This is a genomic window from Mycobacterium gastri (assembly GCF_002102175.1).
In the GTDB taxonomy this organism is placed as follows: domain Bacteria; phylum Actinomycetota; class Actinomycetes; order Mycobacteriales; family Mycobacteriaceae; genus Mycobacterium; species Mycobacterium gastri.
This window is the reverse complement of sequence record NZ_LQOX01000147.1, coordinates 126411-146441: the sequence shown is the minus strand read 5'-3', so window position 1 is coordinate 146441 and position 20031 is coordinate 126411. Positions and strand designations below refer to the sequence as shown.

The window sequence follows — 20031 nt, the reverse complement described above, 5'->3', positions numbered from 1 at the left end:
CGTGACAAGCCCTTGGAATGACCCGAATATGTCAGACGAAGGAGCGCTCGGACGGGGGGATCCATCAGTTCGGCGCCACTTTCGGGATTCGGTATCCGACACCATGCGTATTACCGATCTGGCGGCCCCCCGGAAAATTCCCCCAGGGTCGGGCTGGCGGAAATTCATTTATGCCGCGTCGTTTCACAAAATCAACCCGGGGGAATCCCCCCGGGAACGACACTACCGCGATTTACAGGCGCGCATCCGGAGGCATATTCGTCGGCAATATGTGATCACAGTGGTTTCCGGCAAAGGGGGCGTGGGGGTAACCACGATGGCCGCCTGCATCGGCGGTGTGTTCCGCGAATGCCGGCCGGAGAACGTGATTGCGATCGACGCGGTTCCCGGCTTCGGCACGCTGGCCGACCGCATCGACGAGTCGCCGCCGGGAGATTACGCCGCCATCATCAACGACACGGATGTCCAGGGCTACGCGGACATCCGCGAACACCTTGGGCAAAACACCGTGGGATTGGACGTACTGGCCGGAAACCGCACCTCAGACCAACCCCGACCGCTGGTTCCGGCAATGTTCTCGGGGGTGTTGTCGCGGCTACGGCGAACCCACACGGTCATCATTGTCGACACCGCCCCCGACCTCGAGCACGATGTCATGAAGCCGGTGCTGCAGAACACCGACACCCTGGTGTTCGTCTCCGGCATTACCGCGGACCGGTCCCGGCCGGTGTTGAGGGCGGTGGACTACCTCAGGTCGCAGGGCTATCACGAGCTGGTCTCGCGAAGCACGGTAATCATTAATCACACCGACAACATCACCGACAAAGACGCGCTGGCGTATCTGACTGAGCGGTTTACCAAGGTCGGCGCAATAGTGGAAGTGATGCCGTTTGACCCGCACCTGGCCAAGGGCGGGATCATCGACACGGTTCACGAGGTGAAGAAAAAGGCGCGGTTACGGCTATTCGAAATTACCGCGGGCCTGGCCGACAAATATGTTCCCGACGCCGAGCGGGCCGCGCCGTGACGTCCCCGCATAAGGTTGCATTCCCGGCACGGTGTGCGGTCAACATTTGCTACGACAAGCATCTGAGCTCGCAGGTGTTTCCCGCCGGAATTCCAGTGGAGGGATTCTTCGAGGGAATGGTCGAGCTGTTCGACGCCGACCTGAAGCGTAAAGGTTTCGACGGTGTTGCGCTACCGGCGGGCAGTTACGAGCTGCACAAGATCAACGGTGTCCGACTGGACATCAACAAGAGCCTCGACGAGCTCGGGGTTCAAGACGGCGACACGCTGGTCCTGGTGCCGCGGGTGGCCGGCGAGTCGTTCGAGCCGCAATACGAGTCGCTCTCGACGGGATTGGCGGCCATGGGTAAGTGGCTGGGCCGTGACGGCGGGGATCGGATGTTTGCCCCGGTAACTCCCCTGACAGCTGCCCACACGGCGATGGCCATCATCGCCATGGCGGTCGGAGTCGTGGTGGCACTGGCATTGCGGACCCGAACTTTCACCGACAGCCTGGTTCCGGCTGCGGTGGCCGGTGGGATCGGCGCCTTGCTGGTGGTAGGAGCGGCGGTGGTGTGGTGGGGCTGGCGGGAGCGGCGTGACCTGTTCAGTGGCTTCGGCTGGCTGGCGGTGGTGTTGCTGGCCGTCGCCAGTGCGTGTGCGCCGCCGGGTTCGCTCGGTGCGCCGCACGGGCTGATCGGGGTCGTCGTGGTACTTCTCGGCGCGGTCGCGATTGGTGTAGTGACCCAAAAGCGTTGGCAGACCGCGGTTGTCACCGCCGTGGTGACGATGTCCGGGATCCTGGCCGTGGTGGCGGTGATCCGGATGTTTCAGCCGGCTTCGGTGCAGGTGCTGGCGATTTGGGTGCTGGTCGGCCTGCTGGTCCTGGTCAGGATGACCCCCACCATCGCGCTATGGGTAGCGCGGGTACGGCCCCCGCACTTCGGGTCGATCACGGGCCGCGACCTTTTCGCGCGCCGTGAGGGGATGCCCGTCGACACCGTGTCTCCGGTCAGCGAGGCCGACACCGAGGACGAGGACAACGAACTCACCGACATCTCCGCGCGCGGCGCAGCGATCGCCGCTTCGGCACGGCTGGTCAATGCGGTACAGGTAGGTGTGTGCACCGGGGTGTCGCTGGTGCTTCCCGTCGCAGTGTGGGGGGTGTTGACGCCGGGGGGCCCGTGGGCTTGGTTGGCGCTTCTGGTGGCCGGTCTGGCAGTCGGGATCTTCATCACCCAGGGCCGCGGATTCGCCGCGAAATACCAAGCGGTTGCCTTGGTGTTGGGAGCGTCGGCCGCGGTATGCGCAGGCGTTGTCAAGTATGCTGTCGCAGCACCACGAGATGTCCAGGCCGGGCTTTTCTGGCCCGTCGTGGCGGTGGTGGCGTTTGCCGCATTGGGTTTGGCCGCAGCGCTTTTGGTGCCGGCGCTGCGGTTCCGGCCGCTTATCCGGCTGACCGTGGAATGGCTGGAAGTGCTGGCGATGATCGTGTTTTTGCCGGCGGCCGCGGCTCTGGGGGGGCTGTTCGCATGGATTCGTCACTGAGCCGACGGTGCTTGCGTGCGACAGCGGCGAGCGCCGCTGTCGCGCTGGTGGCCCTCTGGACCAACCTTCCTGCCGCACAAGCCATCCCACCACCATCGGTGGATCCGGCGCTGGTACCTCCAGACGGACCGCCCCGGCCCGACCAACCGATGCACCGCACCAATAGCTGTTCGGCCCCGATCGCCGTGAAAAACCCCGATGTCGCGCAGCTGGCACCGGGATTCAACCTGCTCAACATCAGTAAGGCGTGGCAATACAGCACCGGTAACGGAGTGGCCGTCGCCGTCATCGACACCGGCGTCACCCCCAACCCGCGATTGCCGGTGGTTCCCGGTGGTGACTACATCATGGGCGAGGATGGCTTGTCCGACTGTGACGCGCATGGCACGGTGGTGAGCTCGATCATTGCCGCTGCGCCGCAAGGTATTTCACCCATGCCGCGGCCCATGCCGGCCACTCCGGCGTTTTCCCCGCCGGCGGGGCCGCCGCCGGTCATCGCCGCACCGGCGCCGCCGGTGGAAGCCCCGCCTCCCACGCTCCCGCCACCGCCGCCGACACCGGTGACGATCACCCAAACGGTTCCGCCGCCACCGCCGCCGCCTGAGGAAATGGCGCCGTCCAATGGGCCGCCGGATCCGCAGACCGAGGACGAACCGGCGGTGCCGCCGCTGCCGCCGGGCGCCCCGGACGGGGTGGTGGGGGTTGCCCCGCACGCAACCATCATCTCGATCCGCCAGTCCTCGCGAGCCTTCGAGCCGGTCAACCCGCCACCGGCGGGTCCCAACTCCGACGAAAGAGTGAAAGCCGGCACGCTCAATACGGTGGCGCGCGCGGTGGTACATGCGGCCAACATGGGCGCCAAAGTGATCAACATTTCGGTCACCGCATGCCTACCGGCGGTCGCCCCCGCCGATCAGCGGGCGCTGGGCGCCGCACTGTGGTACGCGGCCACCGTCAAGGATGCGGTGATCGTCGCCGCGGCCGGCAACGACGGGGAAGCCGGCTGCGACAACAACCCGATGTATGACCCACTGGACCCTTCAGATCCCCGGGATTGGCACCAGGTCAAGGTGGTCTCCTCGCCGTCGTGGTTTTCCGACTACGTGCTGTCGGTCGGTGCCGTCGACGCCAGCGGCGCCCCACTCGACAAGAGCATGTCGGGCCCGTGGGTTGGCGTGGCGGCGCCGGGAACCCACATCATGGGTCTATCGCCGCAAGGCGGTGGACCGGTCAACGCATACCCACCCTCGAAGTCGGGGGAGAAGAACATGCCGTTTTGGGGCACCAGCTTCTCGGCGGCATACGTCAGCGGCGTGGCGGCACTGGTACGGGCCAAGTTTCCCGATCTGAGCGCGCATCAGGTGATCAACCGGATCGTGCAGTCGGCACACAACCCGCCCGCGGGGGTCGACAACCGAGTGGGATACGGGCTGGTCGATCCCGTCGCCGCGTTGACGTTCAACATTCCCGCCGGCGAACGGCTGGCCCCAGGATCCCAGAGTCGGGTAATCACCCCCGCACCGCCGCCCCCGCCCCCGGATCACCGGGCGCGCAACATCGCCATCGGGTTCGTCGGCGCAGTCGCCGCCGGGGTGCTGGTGGCGGCAATCGCGTCCCGGCTACGGAGGGCGCGATGAGGCCGACCCTGACCGGGTTCGGTCCGGTCAGCGTCAGGCGGGTGGTCGGAGTCTGGGTGGTATTCGGGCTCGCATTGGCGGGCTGGGCGCTGGGCGGTTACGTCGGCGCAGGATGCGCCCTGGCGGTGGGCATTGCGGTGGTGTTCATCCGGTGGTGGGGCCAGCCGGCGTGGTCATGGGCTGTGCTGGGGTTGCGGGGCCGGCGCCCGATCAGTTGGGACGCCCCAATTACGGTGGCCAACAACCGGTCTGGTGGTGGCGTCCGGGTCCAAGACGATACCGCGGTGGTGGCGGTGCAACTGCTTGGCCGAGCGCATTGCGCAACCACGGTGACCGGCTCGGTGACCGTCGAATCCGACAACATCATCGATATCGTCGAGCTGCTGCCGCTGTTGCAGCATCCGCTGGGACTGCAGCTCCATTCAATCAGCGTCGTCACACTCGGCTCCCGAACCGGCACCGTCGGGGACTATCCGCGGGTGTACGACTCAGAGATCGGCACCCCACCCTATGCGGGTCGACGCGAAACCTGGCTGATCATGCGGCTGCCGATCATCGACAACGCCCAGGCATTGCGGTGGCGCACCAGCGTTGGGGCTGCGGCAATTTCGGTCGCTCAACGTATCGCCGGCTCGTTGCGCTGCCAAGGTCTGCGCGCCAAGGTGGCGACCGCCACCGACCTGGTCGAGCTGGATCGCCGGTTGGGGTCGGACGCGGTAGCCGGCAGCGCGCAGCGGTGGAAAGCCATCCGTGGAGAATCGGGCTGGATGACCACTTATGCCTATCCGGCCGAGGCGATTTCGTCGCGGGTCCTTACCCAGGCATGGACCCTGCGCGCCGACGAGGTCATCCAGAACGTGACGGTATATCCCGACGCGACCTGCACCGCGACCGTCACGGTGCGTACACCCACCCCGGCCCCAACCCCGCCCAGCGTGATCCTGCGGCGCCTCAACGGAGAGCAGGCCGCAGCCGCGGCAGCCAACATGTGCGGCCCGCGGCCGTACCTGCGCGGCGTGCGTCGCAGCGCGTTGCCCGCGCAGCTGGTCGGCGAGATCGGACCGTCTGGTGTGCTGGTGGGCAAATTACCCAACGGCGATCGGCTGATGATCCCGGTTACCGATGCCGGTGAGCTGTCGAGGGTGTTCGTGGCCGCTGACGATGCCATCGCAAAGCGGATCGTGATCCGTACGGCCGGTGCCGGCGAGCGGGTCTGTGTGCACACGCGTGACCACGAGCGGTGGGCCAGCGTACGGATGCCAGAAGTCAGCATCGTCGGCACCTCACGGCCGGCGCCGCGCACCACAGTCAGCGTCGTGGAATACGTGGGACGCCGGAAGAGATACGGCGACAGCACATCCGAAGGCGGTGGCAACGATATTGGCGATGTCGCAATTGCGCCCACGCCGCGGCCGGCCAGTGTGATCACCGTCGCGCCGGCCGGTACGGCGCTGCCCGAGGGACATCGCCACGGATTCGAGGTCACTATCGAGCAAGTTGACCGGGCTATGGTCAAAGTCAGTGCGGCAGGCCGGCATTGGCTGGTGGAGATGGAGATGTTCCGCGCCGAGAACCGTTACGTCAGCCTCGAGCCGGTCACGATGTCGATTGCTGCGCAGTGACTCGATCAACGTTGCGGCACAACGTGATGAGGCGGGCTTCGCACAGCCGGGACGAGCACCGCCACGCCGTCGAGGATGGTGGATACAATGGGTGATTTGCTCACTGCCCGTAGGCATTTCGACCGCGGGATGGCGATCAGGAGCAGCCTGGGACCAGCGGACGCGTTACCCGAGTTCGTCGCCGCCACCGACGCCGACCCGTCGATGGCTGACGCATGGCTGGGCCGCATCGCCTGTGGCGACCACGACCTGACGTCGCTCAGACAGCTCCATACCAACAGCGAATGGCTACACCGCGAAACCACGCGGATCGGCCGGACGCTTTCGGCCGACATCCAGCTGGGTCCCTACGTTGGCATCACGGTGACCGACGCATCGCAGGTGGGACTGGCGCTGTCGTCCGCGCTCACTATCGCCGGGGAGTACGCCGAGGCCGACGCGCTGTTAGCCAACCGCGAACTATTGGATTCGTGGCGCAACCATCAATGGCATCAGCTGGCCCGCGCATTCCTGATGTTCGTCACGCAGCGTTGGCCCGACGTGTTGTTGACCGCCGCCGAGGATTTGCCTCCGCAGGCGATCGTCATGTCTGCGGTAACGGCCTCGATTTGTGCGCTGGCCGCGCACGCCGCAGCCCACTTGGGGCAGGGCCACGTCGCCCTGGACTGGTTGGACCGTGTCGATGTGATCGGGCACAACAAGTCGTCGGCGCGCTTCGATTCCCATGTGCTGACCGCATCCATTGGCCCGGCCGACATTCCGCTGCTGGTCGCGGATCTGGCGTACGTGCGCGGAATGGTGTACCGCCAGCTGCACGAGGACGAAAAGGCTCGGATCTGGCTGTCCAAAGCGACCATCAACGGTGTGCTGACCGAGCCGGCCAAGGAAGCGCTGGCGGACCCGAAGCTTCGCCTGGTCGTGACCGACGAGCAGACCATCGCCAGCCGCACCGACAAGTGGGATCCGGCGACGGCGAAAAGCCGCGACCAGCTCGACGACGACGATGCGGTAGAGCGCCGGGCCGAGCTGCTGGCCGAGGGCCGCGAACTGCTGGCCAGGCAGGTCGGTTTGGCCGCGGTGAAGCAGGCGGTGGCGGCGCTGGAAGACCAGCTTGAAGTGCGTACGATGCGGCTGGAACACGGCCTGCCCGTTGAGGGGCAAACCAACCACATGTTGCTGGTCGGGCCGCCGGGCACCGGTAAGACCACCACCGCCGAAGCGTTGGGAAAGATCTATGCCGGCATGGGAATCGTGCGCCATCCTGAAATTCGGGAGGTCCGCCGTTCCGATTTTTGCGGGCACTACATTGGCGAATCCGGGCCGAAAACCAACGAGCTGATCGAAAAGTCGCTTGGCCGAATCATTTTCATGGACGAGTTCTACTCACTGGTGGAACGCCACCAGGACGGCACCCCGGACATGATCGGCATGGAGGCCGTCAACCAACTGCTGGTCGCGCTGGAAGCGCACCGTTTCGACTTCTGTTTCATTGGGGCGGGCTATGAGGACCAAGTAGACGAATTCCTGTCCGTCAACCCGGGTTTGGCCGGCCGGTTCAACCGCAAGCTGCGGTTCGAGTCCTATTCGCCGGCCGAGATCGTCGAGATCGGGCAGCGCTACGCCACACCGCGCGCCAGCCTGCTCGACGACGCCGCGCGCCAGACATTTCTGGACGCGGCGACCACCATCCGCGACTACACCACTCCCGCCGGCCAGCACGGTATCGACGCCATGCAAAACGGCCGGTTTGCCCGCAACGTCATCGAACGCGCCGAAGGCTTTCGCGACACTCGAGTGGTCGCCCAAAAGCGGGCCGGCCAACCGGTGTCGGTTCAGGATCTGCAGATCATCACTGCCGCCGACATCCAAGCCGCGGTGCGCAGCGTGTGTTCGGACAACCGCGACATGGCCGCCATCGTCTGGTAGCAAACCGTGACCCGGCGCCGGCGGGAAAAGCGTTGTTTACGCAGCCGTTACGTCTAAAATGCACGCAGACCTGACACGCAGATGCCAGGTCGGCAACGCGGCTTAAATGAACGGAGTGATTCCGGGGTGCACCGGATCTTGCTGACGGCGGTGGTGCTGGCGTTGCTCAACGCGCCGCCCGCGTTGGCAATCAATCCCCCATCGATCGACCCCGGTGCGGTACCGCCCGACGTCACCGGCCCCGACCAGCCCACCGAACAGCGCGTCCTGTGCTCGAATCCCACGACCTTGCCGGATTCGAGCTTTCACGATCCACCGTGGAGCAACGCCTATCTCGGCGTCTCGGAGGCGCACAAGTTCGCAACCGGAGCCGGGGTGACGGTGGCGGTGATCGACACCGGTGTCGACGCGTCGCCACGGGTACCGGCGGAACCGGGCGGCGACTTCGTCGACCAGGCCGGCGACGGCCTGTCCGACTGCGACGCGCACGGGACGCTGACCGCCTCGATCATCGCGGGCCGGCCGGCGCCCACCGACGGGTTCGTCGGCGTCGCACCCGATGCCCGGCTGCTGTCGTTGCGGCAGACGTCCGAGGCCTTCGAACCGGTTGGTACCCAACCCAATCCCAACGACCCCAACGCCACCCCGGCGGCCGGGTCCATCCGCAGCCTGGCCCGCGCGGTCGTGCATGCGGCCAATCTGGGTGCCGGTGTGATCAACATCAGTGAAGCGGCCTGTTACAAGGTGACCCGGCCCATCGACGAGATCGGCCTGGGCGCGGCGATCAATTACGCGGTCAACGTCAAAAACGCCGTGGTGGTCGTTGCGGCCGGCAACACCGGTGGCGACTGCGCGCAGAACCCGCTGCCGGACGCGTCGGCCCCCGGCGACTCTCGTGGCTGGAACAAGGTGCAGACGGTCGTCACGCCCGCGTGGTACGCGCCCCTGGTGCTGGCGGTCGGGGGCATCGGCGAAAGCGGTGTGCCCAGCTCCTTCTCCATGCATGGACCGTGGGTGGGCGTGGCGGCCCCAGCGGAGAACATCGTCGCCCTCGGCGACCGCGGCGAGCCGGTGAATGCCCTGCCGGGCCGCGAGGGGCCGATCCCGATCGCCGGCACCTCGTTTGCCGCGGCGTATGTCTCGGGTCTGGCGGCGCTGGTGCGGCAGCGGTTCCCGGAGCTGACCCCGTTGCAGGTGATCAACCGGATCACCGCCACCGCGCGACATCCGGGAGGCGGAGTCAACAACCTCGTCGGCGCCGGCGTGATCAATGCGGTGGCGGCGTTGACCTGGGACATCCCGCCGGGACCCGCGTCGGCCCCGTTCAACGTGAGACGAATTCCACCTCCCGTGGTAGAACCCGGCCCGGATCGTCGCCCGATCACCATCGTGGCGCTGTCGGTTCTGGGCCTGACGCTGGCGCTGGCACTCGGCGGACTGAGCGCGCGGGCGCTGAGGCGCCGATGAGGAATCCATTCAGTCCGATACGGTTACGGTTCAGCACCGGTCACACATTGGTGGTAGCGGTGCTGGGCCCGCCCACCATCATGCTGTTCCTGCACACGCGCTACTGGTGGGCGGGCATAGCGGTAGTCGCGGTGGCCGCCATCGTGGCCACGGTCACCTTCTTCGGGCGTCGGGTAACCGGCTGGGTAGCAACGATGTTCGCGTGGCTGCGCCGGCGCCGCAAGCCGCCCGACGTTCCGTCCGAGCCGGTCGTGGGTGCCACCGTCAAGCCCGGGGACCACGTCGCGGTGCGGTGGCGCCGTGAATGCCTGATCGCGGTCATCGAACTCAAGCCGCGACCGTTCACCCCAACGGTCATCGTCGACGGGCAAGCCCACACCGACGACGTCTTGGACACCCGACTGTTGGAGGAGCTTCTGTCGGTGCACTGCCCTGATTTGGAAGCTGACGTCGTGTCGGCGGGCTACCGTGTCGGCAACACCGCCTCGCCGGATGTGGTGAACCTCTACCAACAGGTGATCGGCGCCGACCCGGCCCCCGCTAGCCGCCGGACGTGGATCATGTTGCGGGCCAACCCCGAACGTACCCACAAGTCGGCGCAGCGGCGTGATGTGGGGGTCGCCGGACTGGCCCGCTATCTGGTCGCGTCGGCCACCCGCATCGCCGACAGCCTGGCCAGCAATGGTGTCGACGCGGTGTGCGGGCGCAGTTTCGACGACTATGACCACGCCAGCGACATCGGTTATGTGCGCGAGAAGTGGTCGATGATCAAAGGCCGCGACGCCTACACCGCCGCCTACACCGCACCGGGCGGCCCGGACTTGTGGTGGTCGGCGCGCGCCGACCACACCGTCACCAGGGTCCGCATCGCTCCCGGGATGCCGCCGCAGTCCACCGTGTTGCTGACCACGGTGGGCAAGCCGAAGACGCCGCGCGGCTTCTCCCGCCTGTACGGCGGCCAGCGGCCCGCCTTGCAAGGCCAAAATCTCGTCCCCAACCATCACTGTCAGCTGCCGATCGGATCGGCCGGTGTGCTGGTCGGCCAGACCGTGAACCGGTACCCGGTATATATGCCGTTCGACGACGTGGACGCGAGCATCAACCTCGGCGACGCTCAAACCTTCACGCAGTTCGCTGTGCGCTCGGCCGCCGCCGGCGGAATCGTGACGGTTGGTCCGCGCTTCGAGCAGTTCGCCAGCCTGATCGGCGCGCACATCGGTCCGGTCGCCAAGATCGCGTGGCCGAACGCGACGACCTACCTCGGTCCGCATTCCGGCGTCGACAAGGTGATCCTGCGGCACAACCTCATCAGCACTCCACGGCATCGCGAGCTGCCGATCCGGCGGGTTTCCCCGCCGGAAGAGAGTCGCTACCAGATGGCCCTGCCAAGGTAGCGCGGCGTCGGCAAGCATGGGGACGACCGAAATTTTTGGTGCAGGAACCTTCCGCTTCAGCGACGATAATGGCTGTAGTACTAAGGAGGATGATCCGATATGAGCCAGCCGCAGACCGTGACGGTGGATCAGGACGAAATTCTGAAGAGGGCCACCGAGGTGGAGGCCCCGATGGCGGTTGCACCCAATGACGTTCCGGAAGGTCCATGCGACCTCACCGCGGCGATCAACGCCGGTCGTCAACTTGCGGTGTCCGCCGAGAATATGCAGCTCTACTTGGAGGCCGGCGTCAGGGAGCGGCAACGGCTGGCGACGTCCCTGCGCAACGCGGCCAAGGCTTACGGGGAGGTCGACGAGGAGTCTCAGACCGCGCTCGACAGCGACGGGAACGCAGCTGTGTCGGCCCAGTCCGCCGGCGGCGCCGGCGGCAACAGCTCGGGCGAACTGGAGGAAACCCCGAAAGTGGCGGCGGCCGGCGACGGTAATTTCACTGACCTGAAGGCGGCGGCAACCAAACTCGAAGCAGGTGACCAGGGCGCAACGCTGGTCAACTTTGCGCAGGCCTGGAACAATGTCAACCTTGCGCTGCAAGGAGACATCAAGCGCTTCCGGGTTTTCGAGAATTGGGAAGGCGACGCGGCCACGGCTTGCGAAGCCTCTATGGACCAGCAAAAGGAGTGGATACTCCACATGGCGAAATTGAGCGCTGCGCTGGCCAAGCAGGCTCAATACATCGTCCAGTTGCAAGTGTGGGCCAGACGGTCACATCCTTCGTTGGCGGACATCACCAAGCTCGAGGAGTTGTCGAAAGACCCGGCCTACAAAGACCAGGCGATCAAGCTCTACGCCGAATACCAGACCAAATCCGAGCAGGTGCTGAGCGAATACACCACCAAGGCGGATCTGGAACCGGTGAATCCGCCCAAGCCTCCGGCCGCCATCAAGATCGATCCACCGCCGCCCGCCCAGCCACAGGGTTTGATCCCCGGCACGGTAATGCAGACGATCACCGGCGGCTCGGGCGGAACTCCCACGACCGGGATGCCGATGGCGCCGATGGCCCCGGCCGGCGGGGCTGGTGGCGGCATGCCGGCCGGATCCAGCGCAGAACTGACGTCTGCCGCTCACCAGGCGGCAGCGAACCTGTCGAAGGAGCCGGGGATGAAGCCGATGTCGCTGGGCGGCGGCGGAGGCGGCGGAGGTATCGGTGGAGCACCGCTGGGTGAGCCGGCGGGTCTGGCGGGCACCGACTCGGTGCGGCCGGCTGCCGCGGGCGACATCGCCGGCGCGGCTCAGGGGAAGGCCGCCGCGGGCAGTGGGATGGGCGGGGGTGGCATGGGCATGCCGATGGGGGCACACGGCCAGGGTCAGGGAAGCTCCAAGTCCAAGGGCGCCCAGCAAGACGACGAGGCGCTATACACCGAGGACCGGGCGTGGACGGAGGCCGTCATCGGTAACCGCCGTCGTCAAGACAGCAAGGAGTCGAAGTGACCAGCATGGAAATGGACCCGCATGTCGCCCAGACGTTAGCGCTGGCGGCTCGGTTCCAAACGGCCCTCGATGGGACGCTCAATCAGATGAACACCGGATCTTTCCGGGGCACTGACGAGACCGAGACCGTCGAGGTGACAATCAACGGACACCAATGGCTCACCGGGGTCCGTATCGAGGAGGGCCTGCTGAAGCAAGTGGGCGCGGAAGTCGTCGGGGCGCGGGTCAACGAAGCGCTGATGAATGCACAGTCCGCGGCGACGGCTTACAACGACGCGGCGGGCGAGCAATTGGTCGCGGTCCTGTCCGCCTTGTCGGACACGATGAACAAAGGGCTGATCTAGCTCAGATCTAGCTCGGTGCTCAGCCACGTGGATGCCGGCCGGCATGCTGCCGCCCAGCGTCCGGCCGTGTCATTCCGGCGTGTTCCGATGCCGTCTGGCACCATGCTGCGCGCGTCTCGTCCCATCGCGGTTCGAGCGATGCAGCGATCACATCACCATGCCGTGCCAGGATTGCCGACGTCCGCGCGGCGCCGGATTCGGCGGCCGTCCCGATCCCAAATTGCCGCATCTAGCTGGTCTTAACCTCGGTTAGGCTTGTTAACCATGACGTCCGGTACCGCTCATCAGCTGTCGCCGCATCAAAGCCGGCGCCGCGGCTGTGCCGCGTGCGCGCCGGTCGAACGATCCACTGCGGGTACCTACCCGACAGGTCTCGTCGCTGCGGCCTGGCGGCTGTTGGGAGGAGAGTAGGCGATGGGCATTCCGAGGCCGATAGGAGAATACGCCGGGCAGATGCTCGAGCCGAGCGGGTGGCCTGAAGCCGATGAGGATACCTTCTACGACCGGGCGCAGCAGTACAACCGGGTCTTGCACCAGTTCACCGACGTGATGGATGCCTGCCGCCACCAGCAGGTCGAGGTGTTCGACGGCGGTGTGTGGACCGGTGGCGCGGCCAATGCCGCCAACGGTGCACTGGGGGCAAACCTCAATCAAATGAGCACGCTGCAGGATTACCTGGTTGGGGTCATTACCTGGCACCGCCACATCGCCGGGCTGATCGCACAAGCAAAGTCGGATATTCACAACAACGTCGACGATGCACAGCGGGAAATAATCGCGCTGGAGAATAACACCGACTTGGAGGCCGATGCCCGAAAAGCGGCAATCGAGTCTGTGGTCCGCGAAAGGCACAGCGCAAATGCCAGCTTGGTGGCAGAAGCCGCTGAGCGCGTTTTGGAGTCCAAGAACTGGAAACCGCCGCACAACGCGCTGGCAGATCTGCTCCACCAGGTAACGCCTCCCACCCCCGAGGTGCCGTCGTTGGTGGTACCAACTCCGGGTCGGCCTGCTCCCGCGCCGCCGGCCCCGAAGCCCTTCGAACCGACGCCGGTCAACCCGCACAAGCCGGTGACCCCTGGTGCACCGGTTACCCCGGTCACCCCCAGGCCGGTCCCCCCGGTCACGCCGGGCAAACCGGTTACCCCCGGTGTCCCGGTCACTCCGGTTACCCCCAGGCCGGTCCCCCCGGTTACCCCGGGCAAGCCGGTGACTCCGATCCCACCGGTTACCCCGGGCAAGCCGGCTAAGCCGGTCACCCCGGTTAACCCGGTCAAGCCGAAGCCGGAGGAGCCGGTCAGCCCGGTGACGCCGGTCGTGCCGGCGCCGGCGCCGGCGCCGGCACCATCCGCTCCTGTTTCACCGACACCGACACCGGCGCCGGCGCCGGCGCCGAGCCCGCAACCGGCTCCGGTGGGCCCGTCGCCATCACCGAGCCAGCCGTCGATGCCGAGCGACCCCGGAACCCCATCGACGCCGCAAACCCCGTCGACCGAGCCCGCCCACGTGAAGCCGGCAGCCGCGACGGAGGCGCCGTCGATGCCGTCCGCGCAACCGACGGCTCCGTCGGGCCCGTCGCATGGCGACGACGGGTCGTCGTCACAGCCGATGGCACCCGCGGCCGCCGGCGGGATGCCGGCTGCCGCTCGCGGAATGTCCGGCGGGACCGCCGCTGCCGCGGCGTCAGCGGGGGCCAGCCCGAGCACCGGGCAGGGTGCCGCGTCAAGTGCGGGCTCGCGTGCTGCCACCGGGCGGGCGCCGTTGGGCCCGGCCGGCAGGGCACCGGCAGCAGCGACTCCACGCGCAGCGTCGGCGCGTATAGCGCCTCCAGCCCGACCGGCGCCGCCGCCCGAGCCGCCCGAGAAGGAAAAGCCTGAGTCGGCCGACGACCTCACGGTGTTGCCGTCGGTGCCGGTTTCGGCGGCGCGGGCGGCGCGCGATGCTATTGCCGCGGCGTCTGGTGCCCGCCGCGGCAAGGCCGACCCGCTGCGGTTGGCGCGTCGCATCGCAGCGGCATTGAATGCGCCCGACGTCCGTGACGAGGGGGATTACGGATTCTTCTGGGTTACGGCGGTGACCACCGACGGCGAAATCGTGGTGGCCAACAGTTACGGCCTGGCGTACATACCCGACCACGTGCAATTGCCCGCGAACGTGTTCATGGCCAGTGCCGACCACGCCATTCCGGCGGACGAAAAGGCCCAATTCGCCACCTATCCGATTCTCGCCGTGCAGGGATGGGCCGCGTTTCACGACCTGAAGCTGCGGGCGGTGATCGGAACCGCGGAGCAATTGGCCAACTCGGATCCCGGCGTGGCCAAGATCATCCTGGAAGTGGACGACATCCCAGACAGCGGCAAGATGACCGGGCGCTCCCGGCTGGAGGTGGTGGATCCTTCGGCGGCGGCCCAGCTGGCCGAGACCGAGGACCTGCAGTTGCTGGGCCTGTTGCCGCCGGCCCCGGCCGATGCCAACCCTCCGGACGACGAACGGCACATGCTGTGGTTCGAGCTGATGAAGCCGATGACCAGCAGCGCCACCGGCCGCGAGGTGGCCCACTTGCGGGCGTTCCGCGCCTATGCCGGGCACTGCCAGGAGATCGCCCTGCACCAGGCATACGGCGCGCCCGACGCGGAGGCTCAGCGCCCAGCGGTCGAGGACTGGCTGTACTGGCGATATGTCACCGGTTTGCTCGACAGCGCCCTGACCTCGGCATCCTGAACCTGCTGACCCCGGGGCCACATCAGCCCCGGGGCGCATCTGGGGCCACAGCGTTCATCCGTCACCTGGATATGACCTGGCGACCCAATTTCGCGCTGAAGTAGATCTGGGCGAAAGCGATGCCCGCCGCTGAGAGACTTAGACGGGTGCTGCGATCGGGCCCGCCGACGCGTCGCCGGCGGGCGCGGCGTGGACGGGAGCGCTGACCAACGTGGCCGCGCCAGCCGCGGCCCCATCTTCCTCGTCTTTGTCCTCGTCTTTCTTGGTGTCATCGACGAGTTGCCCCTGCTGCTCCGGTTTCGCGTCGGAGGCGAGTTGGGCGGGCGCTGCGCCGGCGCCCTGCGAGCTTTGCGAGCCCGCCTGTTGCGCTGACTGACTGATGGTCTGTGCGATCGGAGACGCTTGCTGCGCCATCTGACCGGCTTGTGGGGCCAGCTGGACGACCTGCGGCACGGTAGCAGCCACCCGCGGCGACAGCGCCTCGGCCTGAGCGCTTACCGCCTGGCCGAGCTGCGACACCGCACCCGCGGGCGCACCCAGCAGTTGCGCGGCGGGAGCGCCCAGCGATTGAGCAGACTGTCCGGTCAGGCTCGCCGCGGCCCCAGCCAACCCGCTGGCTTCGCGCTGTTGGCCGTCGGAGGCGAATTGGTACTGCGTCAACGCGTCGCCCAGCGACTGATCGGCTTTGCTGTAGATGTCAGCCGCGGTAGACATGCTGGTCGCCGTCCGCTTGAGAGCGGCATTGACGCCGGGCAACCCGTCGGAAACCAATGATTCGATGCCCGGCATCGTCTCGTTGATCGCTGCCGATATCGGATCGGATCCGGTCGCCGCGATTGGCCCGGGAAGCGTCGGGAAAACAAGTTCGGCGAGTTTGCTTCCAGCGGCAATCAGGCGGGCGGGATCGACGGCCAGTGGTTCAGCCATCGCAAAATCCCTTCTGTAGGTTACCCATCGAGCAAATTTTACCCGACCTCACATAAGGCCAATCGCGCCAATTTCGACCACCAGTGCAGTGTATAAAAACGCACGCCGACAGCTCAGAAGCGGATATTCCGAACCATGTCGTAGACGCTGGTGATCCACAGCAGGAGCGGAACGATTGACGCCACCATTGCGCCGTCGATCAATTCCAGAATCCGCTTCATCACCGGCGAGACGCGACGGATCTGAGCCGTCGCTCCCACCACGATCAGAGCCACCACCGCGGTGGCGAGGTAAACGGTCAGCATTAGCCAGGCATGCTGCGGATACCAGAGGCTGAGCCTGACCGCCAGACCTGTCGGGATGACGACGGCCGCCGCCAGCATTGCCCACGCACACCACCGGTCTGCGTACAGCCGCGACCGGAACCCACAGATAACTGTGATCAGGCCCGCCACCACCAGGCTGTGCACGAAGAAGTGTCCGTGCACCACCACCGCGATCGAACCGGCGGCAAGCACCAGGGTCCCGGCCGTGACGTAACCGATGAGCAGCTGCTTGGCCAATTTGCTGCGCTCGGTCAGACGTGCGGCAGACGCCGGCGCTGACGCGATGATGGCCTGCCAGGTCGGGGTCTCCTCGTTGGTGGCGTCCTGGGCGGTGACGGGATCGAGCAGTTCCTCGTTGTCCACGGTTTCGCCCGGAACGGGGATGGGCGGTAGCGCAATCCGCGCGACGGCAACGGTCAGTTTGGCCGCGTTCGTGACGATGACCAGCCCGAATGCGATCGCACCCGCAGGGACCCAGTGCTGGTAGCCGTAGCCGAAGGCAACCGCGGCGGCAATGGTCGCGATCGATGTGATCGCGACGAACGACGCCAATTCATGACGCCGCCGAGGACCGCCGCGCGTCATCAGCGTCAGGAACAACACGGCCGTGGCGGCAGCCGCGAGCTGCGGAGCTCCCAGCGAGTGCACTCCACGCGGTAGCGGAACAGCGATCGCCGCCGCGGCGGTGAGCGGTTGGTAAGCCGCGAGCAGCAGGCTCTCGGACAGGCCCATTTTCTGGTAGAACCGCGTTGCGACAAAGCAGCCCACTAGCACCGCCACCCCGATGATGCCGATCGCCAGCGGCCAGAAGGGGCTGCGTCCGGTTGCCCACCACGCCCGAACGGCGACCGCGGTGATCGGCAGGGTCATCACCGGTATTGCCACACAAACGAAGCGTTCCAGGGCCGAGCGGTCGAACTCTGGCGATTCGTCAAGCACGGCTATCGCGTCGATGACGTCTTCGACGAGCGGCCGATAACGCTCGGTGCGGCTCAGGGTCACCAGGGTGAGCAATGAGCCGTCGACCACTCCTGCTTCGTCGAGCGATTGATCCAGTCTCAGCGGTGGGAATCCGGGCCGGGCGAAGGCCCACACGCCCTGTGCGGAAAAGTCGAAGCCGGCCAAGACGTCGGGCGGGGTGTCTTCCAGCAGATCGGCCAGCACCGCGACAGTGTCGTCGATATAGGTTCCCATGGGTGCCGCCGCGGGCAGCACCAGGTCCGTCATTCGTTTGCCGGTCAGCATGGTTACCCGGGTGGTCGCCGGTTTGGGCGGAGTTGTTCCCGCGGCGGCGGCGGGGGCGGTAACGGCAGGTGCGCTCATCGACGTCCGGCCCTTTCAAAATCGTCGGATAAGGCTGCTGCCAGCTCGAGGATTCGTCGTTTGTAGACCGGACCGAGCTGGTCGAGGTGAATTTCGCCGCCGGCCGCAATGTGCTTGTCCCACGGTAAGACCACCACCCGGCCGGGCTGGAGCTGCTGTTCGAACTGCCGGACCACGTGCTTTTCCGCGACGTTGGTCTCTCCGACACATACATGGTCGACGACCACGCAGGCGCGGTTCAGAAGGTCCTGATATCCGTTGTGACGCAACCACTCCATGGCGATTGCGGCTTGGCGAGCGCTGTCGATCGATACATTCGTCACGATCACTATTGCCGACGATGTTTCCAGTACGCTGCGCGTCACCGGGTCGAAGAGCCCCGCTCCGCAGTCGGCAACGACGAGGTTGTAGAACTTGGATACCTTGTCGACCGCAACCCGCATGTCGTCGCCGCTGAGCCCGCGGCGCGCGGTGGTGTATTCCTGAGCGGGCAGGATTTCGAGATTGGCGGCGTTTACGCTGGTGTGCGCGCGGACGTCGTTGTAGTGCGACAACTCCGGGTCGGCCAGTAGATCCGCGATCGACGAGGGCGACGAACGGCCCGCGCGGTCGGCGAGGTTGCCGCCGCCCGGATCCGCATCGAGCACCAGGATCCGGTCACCCCGTACCTGCGCCAGTGTCGTGCCCAGCGTGACCGTCGTGGTGGTCTTGCCGGCACCGCCCTTCAGGCCCAGCACCGCGATCTGATACGAGCCGCGAGGTCTTCTGCTGACCCTGTTACACAGGCCCAGTTCGTATTTCTCGTCGGGTGACAGTCCGAAGTTGATCCGGGTGATCGAGTGCAACCAACGCCGCCACCCACGTTTGGACACCAGTTTCGCGGGCTTCCCGGCGCGACGACCATCGACGGGAGCAGGCTCGATGTGGGGCCTGGCCGGGGCCGGAGCAGCCGGGAGTTGACCCCGGGTGGGAGAGTGCGGCGGTTGAGCGCGCACCGGGCCCGGGGGCTGAGCCCGAGTGGGCGCCAGCCGGGATGGAGGCAGCGCGGTTGTTGGTGTCGCGTCAGCGGCCTGATCGGCGCGCCGCCTGGCGCGACGGCCGCCAGTGGGTTCGGGATGGGTTTCGACAGGAGGTGCGGCCGCAGCGGGCGCGGCCTCCGACGGACGATCGACGTCGGAGTGGCTTTGCGGTAACCACGCGAACGCGGATGCCGGTCCAACCGTGGACGCCGGTTGCGTCTCTGCTGCCGACGGGCGTTGCGGAAGGGCGGCACCAGTTGCCGACGGCGTCTCGTCGTCATCCGGTTCGGGCCGATAGCGGTGACCCTGGCGGGCGCGTCGCGAATGCCGGGGAGCATCGGACTGCGGTTGCGCGGGGGGCGGTTGCTGATGCTCGCCGGCCCGAACGCTGTGCGGTGACGTTTCGGTCGCTATGGGCCGAGTCGGCGTGGTAGGAGGTTGCGGTGGTTTCGGGGCGGCCGCAACCGGTTCGGCGGCGGACCGCGACGGTTGCGGTGCTGCTTGGGGGGAGGGTGATCGCCAAGTCGTGGCCGGTGGCGGTGGGCCGGGGCGGTGCGTGGGTTCGGGTCGTGGTGGTGCTGGCGTCGGCGGCGCGCCGATCGGCATCGGTGCGACTGGAGGTTTGGGTGACGGCGGTGCCGGTGGCGGTTCGGCCGAGGGCTGCTTGCCAGCCGGCGGCGGTTCAGCAGCGGACACCGGTTTGCCCGGCGGCACAGTCTGCGGGGGTTCGGGCGGCGCCGGTGGTTCGGCGAAGGCTTGCGGTTGTACCGATGGTGGTTCTGGTGGTTCGGGTGGAGCCGGTGGTGGTTCGGGTGGTGCCGGCGGGGGTCCGCCGATCGGCATGGGGGGCAGCGGCGACTTGGGCCCGGCCGGTGCCGGTTCGGCGACGGCGTGCGGTGGTTCGGGTGGTGCCGGTGGTGGTTCGGGTGGTGCCGGCGGGGGTCCGCCGATCGGCATGGGGGGCAGCGGCGACTTGGGTGGTGGCGGCGGCGTCTCTACCGAGGCGGGAGGCGGGGTCGCCGCGGCCGGGGGAAACGGCTGCGACCAGTCGATCGGTGTCGCGGGAGCGTCGCCATTAGGTTTGGCGGGCGGTGGATATGGCGAACTCGCATCGAAGTACGTTTCGGTGCCCGCTTCTTCTGGAGGCTCCGAACCTTCAGCGGGCCGAAAGAGTTTGTCATAGTCGGCCGGCATGAGAACCTCTCAGAAGTTCGCCAAAAATAGGACAAAGCACGAGAAGGGGCGAGATCCCCAAAGGGTTGGACTCGCCCGATCTCGTGCTTC

13 protein-coding genes are annotated in these 20031 nt (G+C 66.7%); 10 read left to right on the top strand and 3 right to left on the bottom strand.

The window, feature by feature from the left end; translation table 11 throughout:
- The first annotated feature begins 1 nt into the window (after nucleotide 1).
- The 10 genes from AWC07_RS24490 (at nucleotide 2) to AWC07_RS24445 (ending at nucleotide 15152) form a co-directional block, all read left to right on the top strand.
- The gene (locus AWC07_RS24490) at nucleotides 2–1027 is read left to right on the top strand and encodes a MinD/ParA family ATP-binding protein (protein WP_036418864.1); all 1026 of its coding nucleotides are present in this window, start codon (nucleotides 2–4) and stop codon (nucleotides 1025–1027) included.
- Entirely contained in the window at nucleotides 1024–2553 is a 1530-nt protein-coding gene (eccD, locus tag AWC07_RS24485) for a type VII secretion integral membrane protein EccD (RefSeq protein ID WP_084293749.1), read from the top strand. Before AWC07_RS24490 ends, eccD (AWC07_RS24485) begins: the two co-directional genes overlap by 4 nt.
- Entirely contained in the window at nucleotides 2538–4190 is a 1653-nt protein-coding gene (gene mycP, locus AWC07_RS24480) for a type VII secretion-associated serine protease mycosin (protein ID WP_036418866.1), read from the top strand. The genes eccD (AWC07_RS24485) and mycP (AWC07_RS24480) overlap by 16 nt, the downstream gene beginning before the upstream one ends.
- The gene (gene eccE / locus AWC07_RS24475; RefSeq protein WP_036418869.1) at nucleotides 4187–5812 is read left to right on the top strand and encodes a type VII secretion protein EccE; all 1626 of its coding nucleotides are present in this window, start codon (nucleotides 4187–4189) and stop codon (nucleotides 5810–5812) included. The genes mycP (AWC07_RS24480) and eccE (AWC07_RS24475) overlap by 4 nt, the downstream gene beginning before the upstream one ends.
- A 75-nt stretch (nucleotides 5813–5887) precedes the next feature.
- Complete coding sequence (gene eccA, locus AWC07_RS24470) at nucleotides 5888–7738, top strand: type VII secretion AAA-ATPase EccA (protein ID WP_036418872.1); 1851 nt, start codon at nucleotides 5888–5890, stop codon at nucleotides 7736–7738.
- A gap of 126 nt (nucleotides 7739–7864) precedes the next feature.
- Nucleotides 7865–9205, top strand: coding sequence for a type VII secretion-associated serine protease mycosin (gene mycP, locus AWC07_RS24465; RefSeq protein ID WP_036418874.1), 1341 nt, complete (start codon nucleotides 7865–7867; stop codon nucleotides 9203–9205).
- On the top strand, nucleotides 9202–10599 hold the full coding sequence (eccE, locus tag AWC07_RS24460; RefSeq protein ID WP_036418877.1) for a type VII secretion protein EccE: 1398 nt from the start codon (nucleotides 9202–9204) through the stop codon (nucleotides 10597–10599). The genes mycP (AWC07_RS24465) and eccE (AWC07_RS24460) overlap by 4 nt, the downstream gene beginning before the upstream one ends.
- Before the next feature lie 99 nt (nucleotides 10600–10698).
- Entirely contained in the window at nucleotides 10699–12090 is a 1392-nt protein-coding gene (gene espB / locus AWC07_RS24455; RefSeq protein WP_036418880.1) for an EspB family ESX-1 secretion system-associated protein, read from the top strand.
- A gap of 5 nt (nucleotides 12091–12095) precedes the next feature.
- Nucleotides 12096–12434 (top strand): YbaB/EbfC family nucleoid-associated protein, encoded by a 339-nt coding sequence (locus AWC07_RS24450; protein WP_036395221.1) that lies wholly within the window; start codon nucleotides 12096–12098, stop codon nucleotides 12432–12434.
- A gap of 414 nt (nucleotides 12435–12848) precedes the next feature.
- The gene (locus AWC07_RS24445; RefSeq protein ID WP_084293750.1) at nucleotides 12849–15152 is read left to right on the top strand and encodes a secretion protein EspK; all 2304 of its coding nucleotides are present in this window, start codon (nucleotides 12849–12851) and stop codon (nucleotides 15150–15152) included.
- Nucleotides 15153–15290: 138 nt separating this feature from the next.
- On the opposite strand, the gene AWC07_RS24440 is transcribed toward AWC07_RS24445, so the two are convergent.
- The 3 genes from AWC07_RS24440 to AWC07_RS29925 all read right to left on the bottom strand — a co-directional run bounded on the left by AWC07_RS24440 (nucleotide 15291) and on the right by AWC07_RS29925 (nucleotide 19941).
- Nucleotides 15291–16079 carry a hypothetical protein gene (locus tag AWC07_RS24440; protein WP_036418883.1) on the bottom strand — a complete coding sequence of 263 codons (789 nt, stop codon included), beginning with the start codon at nucleotides 16077–16079 and terminating at the stop codon, nucleotides 15291–15293.
- A gap of 113 nt (nucleotides 16080–16192) precedes the next feature.
- Entirely contained in the window at nucleotides 16193–17728 is a 1536-nt protein-coding gene (gene eccD / locus AWC07_RS24435; RefSeq protein ID WP_036418886.1) for a type VII secretion integral membrane protein EccD, read from the bottom strand.
- Nucleotides 17725–19941, bottom strand: coding sequence for a MinD/ParA family ATP-binding protein (locus AWC07_RS29925; protein WP_085105267.1), 2217 nt, complete (start codon nucleotides 19939–19941; stop codon nucleotides 17725–17727). The genes eccD (AWC07_RS24435) and AWC07_RS29925 overlap by 4 nt, the downstream gene beginning before the upstream one ends.
- Nucleotides 19942–20031: the final 90 nt, after the last annotated feature.

Bases quoted from the DNA above. Each gene is read 5' to 3' on its own strand.
- AWC07_RS24445 (WP_084293750.1), top strand. From the start codon at position 12,849: ATGGGCATTCCGAGGCCGATAGGAGAATACGCCGGGCAGATGCTCGAG.
- AWC07_RS24450 (WP_036395221.1), top strand. From the start codon at position 12,096: ATGGAAATGGACCCGCATGTCGCCCAGACGTTAGCGCTGGCGGCTCGG.
- eccD (WP_036418886.1), bottom strand. From the start codon at position 17,728: ATGAGCGCACCTGCCGTTACCGCCCCCGCCGCCGCCGCGGGAACAACT.
- eccA (WP_036418872.1), top strand. From the start codon at position 5,888: ATGGTGGATACAATGGGTGATTTGCTCACTGCCCGTAGGCATTTCGAC.
- espB (WP_036418880.1), top strand. From the start codon at position 10,699: ATGAGCCAGCCGCAGACCGTGACGGTGGATCAGGACGAAATTCTGAAG.
- mycP (WP_036418866.1), top strand. From the start codon at position 2,538: ATGGATTCGTCACTGAGCCGACGGTGCTTGCGTGCGACAGCGGCGAGC.
- AWC07_RS24440 (WP_036418883.1), bottom strand. From the start codon at position 16,079: ATGGCTGAACCACTGGCCGTCGATCCCGCCCGCCTGATTGCCGCTGGA.
- eccE (WP_036418869.1), top strand. From the start codon at position 4,187: ATGAGGCCGACCCTGACCGGGTTCGGTCCGGTCAGCGTCAGGCGGGTG.
- eccE (WP_036418877.1), top strand. From the start codon at position 9,202: ATGAGGAATCCATTCAGTCCGATACGGTTACGGTTCAGCACCGGTCAC.
- AWC07_RS29925 (WP_085105267.1), bottom strand. From the start codon at position 19,941: ATGCCGGCCGACTATGACAAACTCTTTCGGCCCGCTGAAGGTTCGGAG.